Here is a 16,409-nt window from a genome sequence, read left to right as displayed (position 1 = left end):
TCAGCCTGCCTTGGCCTGTTGCACCCAGTTTTGCTGGGGGATCGGCAAGTCGCAGGAGTCACCACGGCCGATCGGGAAATACTTGAAGCCCTTGCGGGTGAGGCGCTCGCCGTCGTACAGGTTGCGACCGTCAAAGATCACCGGGGTTTTCAGGCGCTGGTGAATCAGGTCGAAGTCCGGTGCCTTGAATTGTTGCCACTCGGTGCAGACGATCAGCGCATCGGCGCCGCCGAGGGTGGACTCCGGCGTGCCCATCAGCATCAACCGCGGGTCATCGCCATAGATACGCTGGGTTTCCTGCATGGCCTCGGGGTCGAATGCGCGTACGTTGGCGCCGGCGTCCCAGAGGGCTTCCATCAGCACGCGGCTCGGCGCGTCGCGCATGTCGTCGGTATTGGGCTTGAAGGCCAGGCCCCACAAGGCGAAGGTCTTGCCGCGCAGGTCACCCTTGAAGAACGCGTTGATGCGCTCGAACAGCTTGCCTTTCTGACGCTGGTTGATCGCTTCCACGGCTTCGAGCAGGTCGCTGGAACAGTTGGCCTGCTTGGCGCTGTGGATCAGGGCGCGCATGTCTTTGGGAAAGCAGGAGCCGCCATAGCCGCAACCGGGATAAATGAAGTGGTAGCCGATGCGTGAGTCGGCACCGATGCCCAGGCGCACGGCCTCGATGTCGGCGCCCAGGTGTTCGGCCAGCTCGGCGATCTGGTTGATGAAGCTGATCTTGGTGGCGAGCATGCAGTTGGCGGCGTACTTGGTCAGTTCAGCGCTGCGCAGGTCCATGAAGATGATGCGGTCATGGTTGCGGTTGAACGGCGCATACAGGTCGCGCATCACCTCCCGTACTTCTTCGCGCTCGCAGCCGATGATGATGCGGTCCGGGCGGCGGCAGTCGGCCACGGCCGAGCCTTCCTTGAGAAATTCCGGGTTGGAGACGATATCAAACTGCAGCTCACGGCCGGCGGCGCGCAGGTTCTTGCGCATGTGGTCGCGCAGGGTATCGCCGGTGCCCACTGGCACGGTGGACTTCTCCACCAGGATCACTGGCGCCACGCGATGGCGGGCGACCGCATCACCCACCGACAGCACGTATTTGAGATCGGCCGAACCGTCTTCATCCGACGGCGTGCCCACCGCAATGAACAACACTTCACCATGCTCGACCGCAAGTTTTTCATCGTAGGTGAAATGCAGGCGTCCGCTTTCCAGGTTTTCCTTGACCATGGCGGCCAGGCCGGGCTCGAAGATGGTCACGTGGCCCTTTTGCAGCGACTCGACTTTGCGCTGGTCAACGTCCATGCAAATAACATCGTGACCGACTTCGGCTAATACCGTGGCCTGTACCAGACCGACGTAACCACTACCAAATACGCTGATTTTCATGGGGTATTCCTGGGACTTGAGGTGCTAGCACGACGAGAGTTGATGACCAGTACGCCGAGGATGACCAAGGCCACCCCCAGGGTTTTCGAAAGCGAAAAATGTTCGTTGAAGACCGGCAGGCACGCCGCCAGCAGGTACACCAGCGCGTAGCTGATGCTCAGCAGCGAATACGCACGCCCGAGGGGCAAGTGCTTCAGTGCGCCGAGCCAGCAGAGCATCGACAGCGCATAAGCGATGATCGCCAGGATCACCACGCCCAGGGCGCTGCCGTCGATGCTGCCGGTGCTCAAAGCGTTCGGCCATTCATCCGGCAACGGCAGCCGCGTCATGCTCCAGCGCATGCCCAGTTGGGCGGCACTGACCAGGCCGACGCTGCCCAGGGCCAGGGCGAAACCGCGTGTCCGGCTCATACCTGGCGCCCCAACAGCACAACGCCGGCGATGACCAGCGCCACGCCCAGCCAGTGGCGACCATCGATGGGCTCGGCAAAGACAAAGCGCGCCATCAGCGTGACCAGCACAAAGTTCAGGCTGAGCATCGGGTAGGCAATGCCCACTTCCAGGCGCTGCAGCACCAGCAGCCACACCAGCAAGCCGAGGCCCAGGCACACCAGCGCCGACCACAACCAGGGTGAGCGTAGCTTCGGCGCCCACGCGTCGGGCATGTCACGCCAGCTTTCCACGGCAAACTTCTGCGAGACCTGGCCCATGCAGGTGAGCAGGCACGCCGTGAGCAATAGAAGCGGGGTGATCATGGCGCGACCTGCGGGAAAATCAGAATCACGATGTTGCCTTGCGCATACCGCTGGCCGTCCGGGGGCAGCAGTGCGAGCTCTTCCTTTTCGCCCTGGCTGTTGACGCGCATCACCACGCCCACGGCACCGCTGCGGCGGGTTTGCGCCATCCAGGCCTGGATTTGATTGCGGTCAATCAGACGATGAGCGGTATCAGCGTAGGCCAGCCCGTATTTCACCTCGCCAGAGGTGTTGTACAGCGTGATGTCGGGCCGTTTCAGCCGCCAGGCCAGCGCTGCGGACGCGCCCAGGTCGTTGCTCAACAGCGCAACGGAGGGCTTGAGCTCTTCGGCGTGATCGATGATGAACTGGTCCGGCGTCTTGTTATAAACCACCGAATGGGGCAGGGCGGCAGGCAACAAGACCACCAGCAAACCGCTGCCGATCAGCGGCGCGGCCCACAGTTTCAACGGGCGCGCCGCCTGCAGCAGGTTGGCCAGGATCCAGCCGAACACGCCGGTAAATACCAGCACCAGGCTGAGGGTTTCCTCACCGTGCTCGTACAGCGGCTTCTTCCATTGGAACCAGATCAGGGCCAACAGCACGAGCACACCGATCACCAGGTTCAGCCAACCGTTGATGCGCAATACGCGGCCCCGGCCCTGAGCGAGCTTGTCACTCAGGGTCGAACCCATCAGCAATGCCAAAGGCAACAGGCACGGCATGATGTAGGAGGGCAGCTTGCCCTTGGCCAGGCTGAAGAATGCCAGGGGCATCAGCAGCCACAGCAGCAGGAACGCGGTTTTCGGCAGGCGCTTGTCCGACCATGCCTGCTTGAGCGTGGACGGTAACAGGGCGACCCACGGCAACGTGAAGGCGATCAGCAACGGCAGGTAGTACCAGAACGGTTCGGCATGTTGGGCATCTTCACCGGCGAAGCGCTGGATATGCTCGTGCCAGAAGAAGAAGTGCCAGTAATCCGGCTCTTGCAGGTGCACCGCCAATGCCCAGGGCAAGCTGACCAGGATCGCAGCAGCCACCGCCACCGGCCCGAACTTGAACAACTCGACCGAACGTTTCTGCCAGAGCGCGTAGGGCAGGGCGATCAACACCGGCAGCAACCACGCCAGGAAGCCCTTGGTCATGAATCCCATGCCGCAGGCCATGCCGAGCAGGGCCCAGGCCCCCAGTCGAGCACGGCGGGTAGTGCTGTCGAAGCAGAACCACAAGGCAGCACCTGTCAGGTTGACCCAGAACGTGAATTGAGGGTCCAGGTTGGCGTAGCCGCCCAGCATCGCCACACTGACGAAACTCATGTACAGCACGCTGCTGACCAGGCTTTTTTGCGGGTCGTTCCACAACCGGCGGGACACCAGATAAACCAGCAAAATGCTCAGCCCGGTGCTCAAGGCCGAGGCAAAACGCACACCGAACAGGTTCTGCCCGAAGATCGCCTGGCCCAGCGCGATCATCCAGTAGCCGGCGGCAGGTTTTTCGAAGTAGCGAATGCCCATGAAGTGCGGCGCGGCCCACTTGCCGGTCAGCAGCATTTCCTGGCTGATCTGCGCGTAGCGGGTCTCATCGGGAATCCACAGCCCGTGGGTCGCCAGCGGTAACAGGTAGAACACCCCGAACGCCAACAGGAGCAGGGGTAATGCCCAGCGCCGGATCATGCTTGCTGCACTCCAAGCCAACCCTCGCGGCCGCTCAATGCGCCACGCACCAACTGTTGCTGGGGCAGGGTGGTCACATCCGCAGGCAACAGGTCGCCCAGGGGTTTGAAATCGATGCCGCGCGGCCCTGCCTGGGCGAGCAACTGTCGAAAATCATTGGCCATCAGAATCCCTTCTACTTCTGCGTGGATCGTATAGACGTTCAGCGTCGAGGCGCTGAACCGATCCAGGATGAAACCGTTGAAGTCTTTGGCAGCCACGACCGGCCCGACGACTTCGTCGAAGGTCGGCAGGTCCACCGGAATTTGTGGGGTGCCCGCACTGCCGTCGGCCAGGGTCGGTCGAAACAGGCTGGTGCCCCGGCAATCGCTGTTGTAGCGAAAATTGAAGGCTTGTTTGGCTTGCACCACGCGTTCATCGGCGCGCCAACCGGCGGCCGCTGAACAGTCGACGCGCTCACCGAGGATGTCGCTCAGGGTATCCACGCCGCGCCGGATCTGCTCAACCAGCTGCGCGTCACTCCAGCGCCCGGTGTTGGCCTGCCAGCCGTGGTGATCCCAGGCGTGCAGGCCGACTTCATGCCCGGCGGCCTTGGCCTGGCGCATCAGATGCCCCAGGTCACGGCCAATCGGTTTGCCTGGCCAGGCGGTGCCGGCCAGCAAAATATCCCAGCCATACAGGCCGGCGGCATTGGAACGGAGCATTTTCCACAGGAACTGCGGGCGGATCAGGCGCCACAAGTGGCGCCCCATGTTGTCCGGCCCGACGCTGAAGAAAAACGTCGCCTTGACCCCGGCTTCATCCAGGGACTCGAGCAACCGTGGCACACCTTCGCGGGTGCCACGGTAGGTGTCGACGTCGATGCGAAGGCCTGCCTGCATTACTTTTTATCCGCTATTTCAAGCATGGCTTCGCGCAGGAAGAAATCCAGCGTGTTGCCGATGGTTTCGCTCATCTCCACGGTCGGCTCCCAGTTCAGCAGGCGCTTGGCATTTTCGATGCTCGGCTTGCGATGGGCCACGTCCTGGTAACCGGTGCCGTAGAACGCCTTGCTCTCCACGTCGCGAAAGCCCGCGAACGGCGGGAAATTGTGGCGCAACGGGTGCGCCTCGAACTGACGCAGCAGCTCTTCGCCCAACTGGCGGATGCTGGCTTCGTTTTCCGGGTTACCGATGTTGATGATCTGGCCGTCGCAGACACCGTTTTCGTTATCGATGATGCGCGCCAGGGCTTCGATGCCGTCAGCGATGTCAGTGAAGCAACGCTTCTGCTCGCCGCCGTCGAACAGGCGGATCGGCGTGCCTTCCACCAGGTTCAGGATCAACTGGGTGATGGCACGGGAACTGCCGATACGCGCCGAATCCAGGCGGTCCAGGCGCGGGCCCATCCAGTTGAAGGGACGGAACAGGGTGAATTTCAGGCCTTTGTCGCCGTAGGCCCAGATCACGCGGTCGAGCAGTTGCTTGGAGACCGAGTAGATCCAGCGTTGCTTGTTGACCGGGCCCACCACCAGGTTGGAGGTGTCTTCGTCGAAGTACTGGTCCTGGCACATGCCATAGACTTCGGAGGTCGATGGGAAGATCACGCGCTTGTTGTACTTGACGCAGTAACGCACCAGCTTGAGGTTTTCTTCGAAATCCAGTTCGAATACGCGCAGCGGGTTGCGGGTGTATTCGATTGGGGTGGCGATGGCCACCAGTGGCAGCACCACGTCGCATTTCTTGATGTGGTACTCGATCCACTCGGTGTGGATGCTGATATCGCCTTCTACATAGTGGAAGTTGGGGTGGCTGCGCAGGCGCTCGATGGCGTCGGAACCGATGTCCAGGCCGTAGACTTCGTAACGGTCGTCGCGCAGCAGGCGCTCGGACAGGTGGTTACCGATAAAACCGTTCACCCCCAGGATCAACACACGGGTACGGCGTGGCTTGCGGCCCGACTCGGCGCCGCGCAGCACCGAACCGTCCACCAGGCCCAGTTCATCGGCCAGGGAAGGGCCGGCCAGGTACAAGCCGTTGTCGTTGCGCTGGCCAAACTTGACCACCAGGGAGTCTTCGCCACAGGCGATGCGCAGCGGGTTGACGCTGATCACGCGGCCAGACGCCAGGCCTTCATTGCCCTTGACCACGTCGGCCTGCCACACGATGAGCTTGTGCTCACCCACGGCGCAAAAGGCGCCAGGGTAAGGCTGGGTGACGGCTCGGACCAGGTTGAACAGTTGCTCTGCGGGCTTTTTCCAGTCGATCTTGCCATCGGCGGCGCTGCGGCGGCCGAAGCAGGTCGCCTGGCTTTCGTCCTGGGCGGTTTCGGTCAGTTTGCCCTGGGCCAGTTGCGGCAGAGCGTCGCGCAGCAGGTTGCTGGCGGCATCACGCAGTTTGGCGTGCAGGCTCAGGCCGGTGTCGCTGCGCTCGATGCTGACGGTCTGCTGGGCCAGGATCGCGCCGGCATCGGCACGCTTGACCATGCGGTGCAGGGTCACGCCGGTTTCGGTTTCACCGTTGACCAGCACCCAGTTGGCCGGGGCGCGGCCACGGTATTTGGGCAGCAGCGAACCATGCAGGTTGAACGCGCCGTGGCGGGCGGTGGCCAGCACGGGCTCGCTCAACAGGTTGCGGTAATAGAAAGAGAAGATGAAATCCGGGTTCAGCTTGGCGATGCGCTCGACCCACAGGGGGTGGTTGGCATCTTCCGGGGCGTGCACCGGGATACCGTTGCGGGCGCACAGCTGGGCGACGGAGCCGTAGAAATTGTTTTCCTTGGGGTCATCGGCATGGGTGAACACCGCAGCGATGTCGTAACCCGCAGCGAGCAAGGCTTCAATACCGGCGCAGCCAATATCGTGGTAGGCGAAGACAACGGCTTTTGAACTCATGACTGGACCTGATCGGAAGTAGAAGTAGAAGTAGAAGTATGGGAAGACACCAGGCCATCAACGACGACCACGGGAGCCGGTGCTGCCGGTTGGTTGCGCAGCACTTTCTCAATGAAGAAACGCGGGCGGGCGCGCACATCGCTGTACATGCGGCCCAGGTATTCACCCAGCAGGCCCATGCCGATGAACTGGCCACCGGTGAACACAAACAGCACGGCAAACAGCACGAACAGGCCATCGCCCGCCCAATCGGCACCGAAGGCCAGGCGCATGACGATCAGCGCAAAGGCAAACAGCACGCCCAGCGCCGCCAGGCTGAAACCGACGATGGACAGCAGGCGCAACGGCGTGGTGGTCATGCAGGTGAGCAGGTCGAACATCAGGCTGATCAGGCGCATGGCGCTGTATTTGGACTCGCCATGTTCACGCTCGGCGTGGTGCACCAGGATTTCCGTGGTGTGACGGGCAAAGCCATTGGCCAGGATCGGAATGAAGGTGCTGCGCTCGCGGCAGGCAAGCATCGCGTCGACGATGGTGCGGCGGTAGGCGCGCAGCATGCAGCCGTAGTCAGTCATGGCCACGCCGGTGGAGCGCTGCACGGCCAGGTTGATCAGGCGCGAAGGCCAGCGACGGAACGCGGAATCCTGGCGATTGTTACGCACCGTGGCGACCACGTCATAGCCCAGGGCGGCTTGTTCCACCAGGCGCGGGATTTCTTCCGGGGGGTTTTGCAGGTCGGCGTCGAGGGTAATCACCACTTCGCCGCGGCACTGTTCAAAACCGGCCATGATTGCCGCATGCTGGCCATAGTTGCGATTGAGGATCACTGCGACCACGTTGCTGCCTTCTTCGGCGGCGGCGTCTTCGAGCAACTGCGCCGAATCGTCACGGCTACCGTCATCCACCAGGATGATTTCGTATTCGTAGGCCAACTGTTTGCAGGCCGCCGTGGTGCGGCGCAGCAATTGGGGCAGGCTCTCTTGTTCGTTATAGACCGGGATAACGATCGATACGCAATGAATAGGGTAGGGTTTCAAAGATTCAAGACCTCGGCTGGAGCAACTTGGAGCGCGAAAACAGCAGCGATTATTGGGCAAAGTTATCGCCCGCAGAGTACAAAACGGCGCTAAAGATAAAGCGGAATCAACAGCTTAGTCGATTAACCCCGGATTGCTCTGAAGTGTTGCCTACAAGGTTAAGCGCAAAAATGTTCAACGAATATGAAAGGCGGATGAAAAACTCGTTTATTTGACAGGTAGACAGCTAGGGTTCAGCTATGTGGCCAAGGTGTTAAACCCTGTGATTTTCAGGCAGATAGGAACAGGCCGGCGGGTATTTGGTTCACGTGGGATGCACCCGCGACGGCCTCTGTGTAGCTATTCAACAATCTTCTCTGCATTGCCCTTCAAGTGCCGGTAAAGTAAGCCATCTCTTGCCAGGGTACTCGGATGAATAGCGTGCAGCTTTTACGCGGCCAGTTGCGGCCGGTGTTGATGGGATTGTGGGTGTGCATCGCCTGTGTCACGACCGTGCGGGCCGATGAAGGCGTGACCCTGGCGAACATTGATCAGGTCCCCGAGGGTGTCGAAGTGCGCGGCAAGCAAATCGCCGCTTACACGTGGGACGATCGCCAGGGCAGAAACCTGCTGGTCCTGGCCGAACAGGTCAGCGAACGGGACGACGATGGCACCCAGTCGGCGTTTGTCTATGCGGCCCAGTACCTGCTGGCGGGCGAGCATCCCAAGCGCGTGTGGATGCTCTACGACGACGTACGCCAGTGCCAATTCGACGCCGGGCTGCACTTTGACACGACGGCTACCCAGGTCACCGACCTGCTGGGTGACGGCAATACCCAGGCGACTGTGGGCTATTCGCGCACCTGTACCAGCGATGTCAGCCCAAATGAATTCAAGTTGATCATGCACGTCGGCAAGTCAGAGAAGTATCGCCTGCGCGGCGTTGACCGCTACGGCGCAGCCTGGTGGGACGAAGACGCCGGAGCTCTGCGCGGCATGCCGTTGCCGACCGATTGCAGCGTGGCCGCACAGCAGGCGTTGGTCAGCCAATACAAGGAACAGGGCACCGAGCTGCCGCTGCCAGGCTGCTACGCCGACGAGAAGGATTTTGCCAAGGCGCCGGACAGTTACTTGACCTTCATGCGCCGTCACTGGTTTGCACTGATGCAGAAACAGGATGCCGATTGGAGCCAATCCCAGAGTCAACCTCAGCCATCCGCCGAAGAAGAAGATGTGGCGCCCTGATTTGATGGCAAGGGCGAGACTGCGCTAGACTCGGCCCTCGCCAATTCAATAAATATTACGATTAATCAATGGATTGCTCGTGATATTTAATCCAAAGGCTGATCTACCTTGACTGAGTCCATCCGCAACCCGCTGACCCTCTACCTCACCCGCCTTGCGCCCTCCAGCCAACTGACCATGCGTTACGTGCTGCAGGATGCCGCCGACCGTCTGGGCCTTGACGACGTCAACCTGGAAGACATTGACTGGCACCTGCTGCAGCCCGAACAGGTGATTGCGCTGGTCGCCGCGTTGCGTGAAGACGGCTATGCGCCGAACACTTCGTCACTGTATGTGAATGCCGTGCGCGGGGTGATGAATGAAGCGTGGAGGATGAGCCTGATCAGCCAGGAACATCTGTTGAAGATGCGTTCGGTCAAGGCCGCGTCCGGTACACGCCTGGGGCAGGGGCGTAACCTGCGCCGTACGTTGATCCGCGAAATGATGGAGGTCTGCGCCGCTGACCCACGCCCCCAGGGCCTGCGCGACGCCGCTGTCATCGGCATCCTGTACGGCTCGGGCATGCGCAAATCGGAGTCGGTCAACCTTGACCTGGCGCAGATCGATTTTGCCCAGCGCAGCTTGCGCGTGATCGGCAAGGGCAATAAAGAACTGGTCAAGTACGCGCCGGACTGGGCATTCGCCAATCTGCAGGCCTGGCTGGAGTTTCGTCGCGGGCAACTCAAGGAAGGCGAAGAGGACGACACGTTCCTGTTCAACCGCATACGACGCGGCAGTCATATCACCCGGGAACGCATCACCAAGCACGCGATTTACTACATCGCTCGCCAGCGCGGGGACCAGGTAGGCGTGAAGATCATGCCCCATGACTTCCGCCGCTCGTTCATCACGCGGGTGATCGAGGAACATGACCTGTCGATTGCGCAAAAGCTGGCCCATCACACCAATATCCAGACCACCGCCAGCTATGACGTACGTGACGACAACGAGCGGCGGCGGGCGGTGGATCGGTTTGATCTGTAGGCGTTACGCGCTGTTCAGGCGCTCGCCAGGTGCGGCGGCAAGCGCCGCAGCGTCCACAACACCGTGAGCATGGCGGCCGCCGCGCACAGCGCGATGCCAACCAGCATCGGCGCGGGCGTATGGTCGGCAAACAGTCCCACCAGCGTCATGGCCACAGCGGCGGTGACCATCTGAATCGCGCCCAGCAGGGCCGATGCCGAACCTGCCACCGCGCCATGGTCTTCCAGGGACAACACCCCGGCGGCCGGTAATAACAGGCCGAGAAAACCGAAGCCGATAAACAGCAGCGTCATCATCAAGACCAGGTGATTGCCCCACAGCGTACTGGCCGCCAGCAGCGCCATCACGGCTGCCACGGCAATCACCGACCAGCGGATCAGCGGCGGCAGGCCAAAGCGGGCGCTCAGGCGCGCCGTCAGCTGGCTCATGGCGAAAAATGACGCCGCATTCACGGCAAAGCACAGGCTGAATTGCGTCGGTGTCAGGCCGAAGTATTCGATGTATACAAAGGGCGCGCTGCCGATAAACACAAAGAACGTGGCCAGGCCAAAGCCGCTTACCACCGACAACCCGGTGAACACCGGATCGCGGAGGAGGGCGCCGTAGCTGCCGAATGCGCTGCCCAGGGTCTTGCCCAAACGACGTTCCGCCGGATGGGTTTCCGGCAGTTGCACGATCGTCATCACCAGGCACAGCAGCGCCACCACCGCCAACGCGGCAAACACCTCGCGCCAGCTCCAGAACGAAATCACCAGGCTGCCGGCCAATGGCGCAAGGATCGGTGAAACGCTCATCACCAGCATCAACAAGGCCATCAGGCGCGCCGCTTCATGGCCGGTGTACAGGTCGCGGACAATCGCCCGTGGAATCACCATCCCCGCGCATGCCCCAAAGGCCTGCACCGCGCGAAAACCGATCAGCACTTCGATGGTGGGGGCCAACGCACAGCCGATACTGCCCACGGTAAAGATTACCAACCCCGCATAGATCGGCAACTTACGCCCAAATACATCGCTGATCGGGCCGTAGAACAGCTGGCACACCCCGATGATCATGAAGAACACGGTCAGGCTCATCTGCACGGCGGCCGGCGACGCGTTGAGACTGGCGCCAAGGGTTGGCAGCGCCGGCAGGTAGCTGTCGATGGCAAAGGGGCCGACGGCGGTGATCAAGCCCAACAGCAGGGCGAGGTGGGCGATGCTTCTAGGCATGGGCAAGTCCGGGCAAAAAACGCCCAGCTTAAGGGATTCGCGCAGATCCGCAAACTTGGGCTTCACTAACCGATACCAGTGCCGATAACGGTACTGATGACGCTCGAACGGTTGGTTTCCCAACCGGCGGTCCAGGTATGGGGATACAGATGACGATCAAACTACGCTTGATGCTGTTGATTGCGACCGGGCTGCTGACCGCCTTGATCATGAGCCTGGCCGGCTACCTGGGAAACTCCCGAATGGGCGCTGCCGTGCAGGACAATGAAGTCAGCATGACGGTGCTGCGCAACCATATGGAAGCCGACATGATGCACGACGCCCTGCGTGCCGATGTGTTGTCCGCCATGCTGGTGGGGCTGGGCAAAAGCACCAGCACGCCGGCCGAGGTCAGCGCCTCGCTCAAGGAACATGCCGAGCACTTCCGGCAGATGCTGGCGGATAATTTCCAGCTGCCGCTGGACGCCACCATCAAGGCCAGCCTGGAAAAAATCAAACCCAGCCTGGAGACTTACGTCAGCGCCGGCGAGCGCATCGTCGCGCTGGCCCTGGCCAATCCCGAGGCGGCGCGTGGGGAGCTGGAAACCTTCAACGCAGCGTTCCGCCAGCTGGAGGAGCAGATGGCCGCGCTGAGTGAAGTGATCGAAAGCCATACGCTGCACACCAGCACCGGTACCCAGCAAGCGATCAGCAACGCCAACTGGATCCTGGGCGTGGTCCTGGGCGCCAGCCTTTTGCTGCTGCTGGCACAAGGACGCTGGGTGATCCTGAGCATCATGGGCCCGTTGCGCACCGCCAGCCGCATTGCCGACAGCATCGCCCATGGCAACTTGAGCGAACCGATTGTCGAGCCGCGTAATCAGGACGAAGCCAGCACGCTGATTCGCAGCCTCGCCACCATGCAGCGCGATTTGCGCGGCATGATCGACGTGGTACGCAGCAATGCCCATGAGGTCAACGGTGTAAGCGAACGCCTGAGCCAGGGCTGTCATGAGGTGGCGGGCAGCAGCCAGCAGCAAAGCGAGGCCGCCAGCACCATGGCCGCCGCTGCGAGTGAAATGACCGCCAGCATCGAAGAAATCACCCGCCATGCCGGGCACGCGCTGGATATGGCCAACCAGGCTGAAACCCTGGCCAAGGACGGCGGCCGGATCATTCATCAAGTGGTCAGCGACATGGACGGCATCGCACGCTCGGCCCAGCAATCAGCCCAAGTGATCCGCACGCTGGACAAAGAATCCGAAGCAATCTTCAGCATTATCCAGGTGATCAAAGGCATCGCCGACCAGACCAACTTGCTGGCCCTGAACGCCGCCATCGAGGCCGCCCGCGCCGGTGAGCAGGGCCGCGGTTTTGCCGTGGTGGCCGATGAAGTGCGCAGCCTGGCAGGGCGCACCAGCGCATCCACCCAGGAAATCGCCAGCATGGTCGGGCGTATCCAGCAGAACACCCGTGAAGCGGTGACCAGCATGGAGGAGGGCGTTGCTCAAGTGGACAAGGGCATGGCCGTCACGGCCGACGTGGAACGCGCGATTCGCGAGATCCTCCAGGCCACGCTCAATACCACCGAGTTGGTCAACGATATTTCCCGCACCATCAGTGAACAGAGCCTGGCCAGTAACGAGATCGCCCATCAGGTGGAGATGATTGCAGGGATGTCGGAAAGCAACAGCCGTGTGATTGCGGGGACGGCGTCGACGACGGATGAACTGTCGAGTTTGGCAGGGAAGCTGTCGCAGTCGGTTGATCGGTTTAAGATGTAAGTTATTGATATAACTCAACTAAATAGTCATTTAGTTGAGTTATGCCTGAACCTTGGGATGAGAGAGGCGATAGTGGGCGTGGAAGCGATAGTTGGAAGCATCAGGGATAAGTGGGTCTATTTTACAGGGGTCAACGCTGAGCTGAATGTGTTTTGGCTAAAGTATCTGGCCGCATTTCTTGTTTGGGGCATCGTGACAGGGCTTATCTACTGGGGAATTCGCTCGGAGAAGAATTTCGGGGCCCTTAATATCGCGCGCAAGCATATGCTTTGCGGTGTGTTTATGGTGGTTTTTTCTGTGGCACCAGGCACGTACGTCTGGTACGCGTTTATCGATTTCAAGCACCACCAACAGCTTGAAGCCGCGAATACGGTGGCTGAGTCACTGGAAAGTTGGTCGCGTGCTTGTCAGCAGACCAATGTCCCATGCCCAGAGCCTCCCGACATTCCAAGTCTGCTTGAGCCAATCTTCGACACGATGACGCAATCAATGAGTTTCCTTGCAGGCTTGATGGGACTTTTGGGCGGCGCGCTGGGCGTTAATCTGATTACCGACGGGCTCCTGCGGCGTGAAAAGCCGGTGCCGTGCGCAAGCCCATTCAGTGGAACGCGCATTCGCAAAACGATAACGCTGGAAGTAAACGGGAAAGTGCTGCAGCACGAAACCATCGTGGACTATCCGGACAAGCGTTAACCACAAGGGGCGACGTGCACGACGGCGAATTTCTCGCCTCAGAGAAATTCGGCCTGGCCGATCCCTGTGAAAAGCAACGTCGGAGATACCCACGGGCGGTATATATGGGTACGCATAATGTATATTATGTTAAATCATGTGCTATGTCAGATAGGTTCATGAGCGTTTTAAACCACTGATTCGAAAAACCCGCTTCTGACGTCCACGCTCTCAACGGGCTCCGCACAGTTATTTGAGGTCTACGAGGTCTCTACCCAGAGCGAACGGCGCCCTTTACGTAACGGCAAACCCATGAGATCGATAAACAGGCGCGTTAATTTCTAGAGTAGATAGCCAGTAATTTCAGGCTTATGAGCTTCTTATGAACATCTGACATCGCCCTGCCCCCGAATTTCAGCGCGCACGCCGCGTTAGCCAACGGCACATTGGCGCAAGCGTAGAAACAACCGAGCATGGCGGCATCCCTGGACGCCTCCACGCTCGGCTTGAAGGTTAGAAGTCCACCGACGCCGACAGTTGCAGCGTACGCGGCGTACCCAGGCCACCGGACAATCCGCTGCCGTCGCCGCCGCTGTACGAACCGATCCAGTAGGCGCGGTTGGCCACGTTCTCGACATTGGCGCGCAAGGTCACGGGCTTGGACATGACCTTGGTGGTGTAGCGGCCGCCCACGTCAAACACGGTGTAGGACGGCAGTTCCATACGATGGTCGTCGGTGACGTAGCGGCGGCCCACGTAGTTGGTGTTGGCGGTCAGGGTCAGGCCCGGCACCGTTTCCAGGTCGTATTCGGCGCCCAGTTTGGCGATGATTTTCGGTACGCCGGTCACTTGGTTGCCTTCGTTGGACTTGACCAACGCCTTGGTCAGCTCAGCCTGGGTATAGGATGCGCCGCCCATCAGGCGCAGGCCGGGTTGTACTTCACCGAAGAAACTCCATTCCACGCCACGGTTACGCTGCTCGCCATTGGTGGCGTAGATATTGGTGACAGGGTCGGTGTAGGCGCTGGGTTTTTCAATCTGAAACACAGCCAGAGTGGTGGCGAAGGTGCCCAGGTCGAACTTGGCGCCGGCCTCATACTGCTTGGTCTGGTAAGGGCTGAGGATTTCACCCGAGTTGGCGGCGCTGGTGGGTGCCGTGCCTCCTTGGGACAACCCTTCGATGTAGTTGGCATAGAGCGAAACGTCGTCGGTGACCTTGACCAGCAACGCCGTCGCCGGCGACACCTTGCTGTCGCTGTAGCGGGACGTCTTGACCCGGGCCGGCGTCAGGCCGGCGCTTTCCACGGTCTGGTTGCGCCAGCCTACGGTCCATTGCACGCGGCCATCGAGGAACGACAGGGTGTCGAGGAACGCGAAGCTTCTCAGCTTGGCTTCGCTGCGGGAGGTGACGGCGCCGTATTTGCCCAGAGGCGGTGTCGGGCCGAAGTCGAGGTTGTCGTAGTTGGTGACCACATAGTTGGGGATCATCAAGTCCTTGTAGCTCATCTCCGTTTTGTACTGGGTGGCGGCCACAGACCAGGCGTGGCCAACCGGACCGGTGTCGAACGTGCCCTTGAGGCCGGCTTCACCGGACTTCTGCGTGCCCTGCCCGTCCGAGCGATAAGCCAGCACGTTGATGTCCCCGGTGTTGTTGATCAGCGTGTCACGGGTCATCAGGGCATTGCGGCCACCGTCGCGCTGGCCATAGGCGGCAAAGGCGGTGAGCGAGTCGTTCACGTCGACCTCGCCACGGACCAGCACGGTTTCGGTGTCGTTGATGGTGTAGGCCCAGTCCGGTGCCAGGGAGTGGTTGCCCTTCCTCGGGCTGGGCACTTTATTGACCGCCGGCGAGATGCCGATGCCGAAATAGGTGGCGCCATCCAGGCGCTCACGCTGCTTGTAAGCGTCCAGGGACAGGCGTACGCGCTCAGTGCGCCAGTCCAGGCCCAGGGCGTTGAGTTGCATTTTTTGCTGCTGGTCGTCCACGCTGGTGTCGCCATCGCGGTACACGCCGTTGTAGCGGATACCGAACTGGTTCTGCTCGCCAAAACGTCGACCCACGTCAGCGTGGGCGCCGTACAGCCCCCTGGATTCGTAACTGGTGGTGATCCGCGTCAGCGGCTCGTCGGCGGCGCGCTTGGGCACCATGTTGATGCTGCCGGCGACGCTGCCATCGGGCGGCATGCCGTTGAGCAGTGCAGACGGGCCCTTGAGAACTTCGATGCGCTCGGCCAGTTCGGTCGAGCCGCGCAGGTTCGGCGCCATGCCGGCCAGGCCGTTGAAGGTGACGTCGTTGGCGCTGGTGTTGAAACCGCGGATGAAGAAGGTTTCGAGGATGGACCGCTTGGACGGCACGTTGACCGACGGGTCAGTGGCACCAATCACCGAGCCGATGTCCTTGGCCTGGTGGTTGCGTACGAATTCATCGGTGTAGCTGATGGCGTTGAACGGTGTTTCCATGAAGTCCTTGTTGCCCAGCAGCCCGATACGCCCGCCCGTGGCGACCTGCCCACCCGCGTACGCAGGTGGCAGGTCGTCGGCGGCGAGCCGCTCGCCCACGATGGTGGTTTCCGACAGCACCAGGCGGTTCTTTTCCGCTTCGGGCCGAACCTCGGTGGCCGCCTCCGGTTCAGGCGCCGCCGACACGGCCAGCGAGCCGCCGCTCAAACCGAGCAGCAAGGCCATCTGCACGGCTGAGAACGTGCGGTTCAAGGTAAACGGGAAAGTACGCGGTGTGGCCTGGGATAAATCAGGGTGGGCGCGAGTTGGGCGGCCGTGTTCCGACATGCTGGATTCCTTTCGATGCGAAGTATTGAAGTGC

The 16,409-nt window shown here is 61.0% G+C and carries 13 protein-coding genes and 1 pseudogene; 5 read left to right on the top strand and 9 right to left on the bottom strand.

Going from position 1 to position 16,409, the window contains the following annotated elements:
* From CIB54_RS18740 to arnC, 7 genes are read right to left on the bottom strand one after another with little or no spacing between them, the layout of a single operon-like run.
* On the bottom strand, positions 1-1,380 hold the full coding sequence (locus tag CIB54_RS18740) for a UDP-glucose dehydrogenase family protein (protein ID WP_065953561.1): 1,380 nt from the start codon (positions 1,378-1,380) through the stop codon (positions 1-3).
* On the bottom strand, positions 1,377-1,790 hold the full coding sequence (gene arnF / locus CIB54_RS18735; protein ID WP_065953560.1) for a 4-amino-4-deoxy-L-arabinose-phosphoundecaprenol flippase subunit ArnF: 414 nt from the start codon (positions 1,788-1,790) through the stop codon (positions 1,377-1,379). The genes CIB54_RS18740 and arnF overlap by 4 nt, the downstream gene beginning before the upstream one ends.
* Entirely contained in the window at positions 1,787-2,134 is a 348-nt protein-coding gene (gene arnE, locus CIB54_RS18730) for a 4-amino-4-deoxy-L-arabinose-phosphoundecaprenol flippase subunit ArnE (RefSeq protein ID WP_101220639.1), read from the bottom strand. The genes arnF and arnE overlap by 4 nt, the downstream gene beginning before the upstream one ends.
* On the bottom strand, positions 2,131-3,786 hold the full coding sequence (arnT, locus tag CIB54_RS18725; protein WP_101220638.1) for a lipid IV(A) 4-amino-4-deoxy-L-arabinosyltransferase: 1,656 nt from the start codon (positions 3,784-3,786) through the stop codon (positions 2,131-2,133). The genes arnE and arnT overlap by 4 nt, the downstream gene beginning before the upstream one ends.
* A complete protein-coding gene (gene arnD / locus CIB54_RS18720) occupies positions 3,783-4,667 on the bottom strand; it encodes a 4-deoxy-4-formamido-L-arabinose-phosphoundecaprenol deformylase (RefSeq protein ID WP_065953557.1) in 885 nt (294 codons plus the stop codon). The genes arnT and arnD overlap by 4 nt, the downstream gene beginning before the upstream one ends.
* Positions 4,667-6,658, bottom strand: coding sequence for a bifunctional UDP-4-amino-4-deoxy-L-arabinose formyltransferase/UDP-glucuronic acid oxidase ArnA (arnA, locus tag CIB54_RS18715; protein ID WP_101220637.1), 1,992 nt, complete (start codon positions 6,656-6,658; stop codon positions 4,667-4,669). Before arnA ends, arnD begins: the two co-directional genes overlap by 1 nt.
* Positions 6,655-7,695 carry an undecaprenyl-phosphate 4-deoxy-4-formamido-L-arabinose transferase gene (gene arnC / locus CIB54_RS18710; protein WP_101220636.1) on the bottom strand — a complete coding sequence of 347 codons (1,041 nt, stop codon included), beginning with the start codon at positions 7,693-7,695 and terminating at the stop codon, positions 6,655-6,657. The genes arnA and arnC overlap by 4 nt, the downstream gene beginning before the upstream one ends.
* 411 nt (positions 7,696-8,106) lie before the next feature.
* Here arnC and CIB54_RS18705 point away from each other — a divergent pair, with 411 nt between their 5' ends.
* A complete protein-coding gene (locus tag CIB54_RS18705; protein WP_101220635.1) occupies positions 8,107-8,919 on the top strand; it encodes a M949_RS01915 family surface polysaccharide biosynthesis protein in 813 nt (270 codons plus the stop codon).
* 108 nt (positions 8,920-9,027) lie between these two features.
* Positions 9,028-9,942, top strand: a complete 915-nt coding sequence (locus CIB54_RS18700; RefSeq protein ID WP_101220634.1) for a site-specific integrase — start codon at positions 9,028-9,030, stop codon at positions 9,940-9,942.
* Between the two features lie 14 nt (positions 9,943-9,956).
* On the opposite strand, the gene CIB54_RS18695 is transcribed toward CIB54_RS18700, so the two are convergent.
* On the bottom strand, positions 9,957-11,153 hold the full coding sequence (locus tag CIB54_RS18695) for a multidrug effflux MFS transporter (protein WP_101220654.1): 1,197 nt from the start codon (positions 11,151-11,153) through the stop codon (positions 9,957-9,959).
* A 137-nt stretch (positions 11,154-11,290) separates the two neighbouring features.
* Between CIB54_RS18695 and CIB54_RS28035 the strand changes: the two are divergent.
* From CIB54_RS28035 to CIB54_RS18685, 3 genes and pseudogenes are all read left to right on the top strand, one after another.
* Positions 11,291-12,058: pseudogene (locus tag CIB54_RS28035) on the top strand (MCP four helix bundle domain-containing protein); the annotation flags it as partial.
* Positions 12,053-12,916, top strand: a complete 864-nt coding sequence (locus tag CIB54_RS28030) for a methyl-accepting chemotaxis protein (RefSeq protein WP_371914551.1) — start codon at positions 12,053-12,055, stop codon at positions 12,914-12,916. The pseudogene CIB54_RS28035 and the gene CIB54_RS28030, both read left to right, overlap by 6 nt.
* A 78-nt stretch (positions 12,917-12,994) precedes the next feature.
* Positions 12,995-13,609 (top strand): hypothetical protein, encoded by a 615-nt coding sequence (locus CIB54_RS18685; protein WP_198557205.1) that lies wholly within the window; start codon positions 12,995-12,997, stop codon positions 13,607-13,609.
* Positions 13,610-14,101: 492 nt separating this feature from the next.
* Here the strand turns inward: CIB54_RS18685 and CIB54_RS18680 are convergent, their stop codons facing one another.
* The gene (locus tag CIB54_RS18680) at positions 14,102-16,375 is read right to left on the bottom strand and encodes a TonB-dependent receptor (RefSeq protein ID WP_065888167.1); all 2,274 of its coding nucleotides are present in this window, start codon (positions 16,373-16,375) and stop codon (positions 14,102-14,104) included.
* Between the last annotated feature and the right edge of the window lie 34 nt (positions 16,376-16,409).

The organism is Pseudomonas fluorescens (genome assembly GCF_002837185.1).
Classification (GTDB): domain Bacteria; phylum Pseudomonadota; class Gammaproteobacteria; order Pseudomonadales; family Pseudomonadaceae; genus Aquipseudomonas; species Aquipseudomonas fluorescens_AM.
Note: the sequence above shows the minus strand (reverse complement) of the source record. Positions and strands in the feature narration are given on the sequence as shown.

Bases quoted from the DNA above. Each gene is read 5' to 3' on its own strand.
- CIB54_RS18740 (WP_065953561.1), bottom strand. From the start codon at position 1,380: ATGAAAATCAGCGTATTTGGTAGTGGTTACGTCGGTCTGGTACAGGCC.
- arnF (WP_065953560.1), bottom strand. From the start codon at position 1,790: ATGAGCCGGACACGCGGTTTCGCCCTGGCCCTGGGCAGCGTCGGCCTG.
- arnE (WP_101220639.1), bottom strand. From the start codon at position 2,134: ATGATCACCCCGCTTCTATTGCTCACGGCGTGCCTGCTCACCTGCATG.
- arnT (WP_101220638.1), bottom strand. From the start codon at position 3,786: ATGATCCGGCGCTGGGCATTACCCCTGCTCCTGTTGGCGTTCGGGGTG.
- arnD (WP_065953557.1), bottom strand. From the start codon at position 4,667: ATGCAGGCAGGCCTTCGCATCGACGTCGACACCTACCGTGGCACCCGC.
- arnA (WP_101220637.1), bottom strand. From the start codon at position 6,658: ATGAGTTCAAAAGCCGTTGTCTTCGCCTACCACGATATTGGCTGCGCC.
- CIB54_RS18705 (WP_101220635.1), top strand. From the start codon at position 8,107: ATGAATAGCGTGCAGCTTTTACGCGGCCAGTTGCGGCCGGTGTTGATG.
- CIB54_RS18695 (WP_101220654.1), bottom strand. From the start codon at position 11,153: ATGCCTAGAAGCATCGCCCACCTCGCCCTGCTGTTGGGCTTGATCACC.
- CIB54_RS28030 (WP_371914551.1), top strand. From the start codon at position 12,053: ATGCAGCGCGATTTGCGCGGCATGATCGACGTGGTACGCAGCAATGCC.
- CIB54_RS18680 (WP_065888167.1), bottom strand. From the start codon at position 16,375: ATGTCGGAACACGGCCGCCCAACTCGCGCCCACCCTGATTTATCCCAG.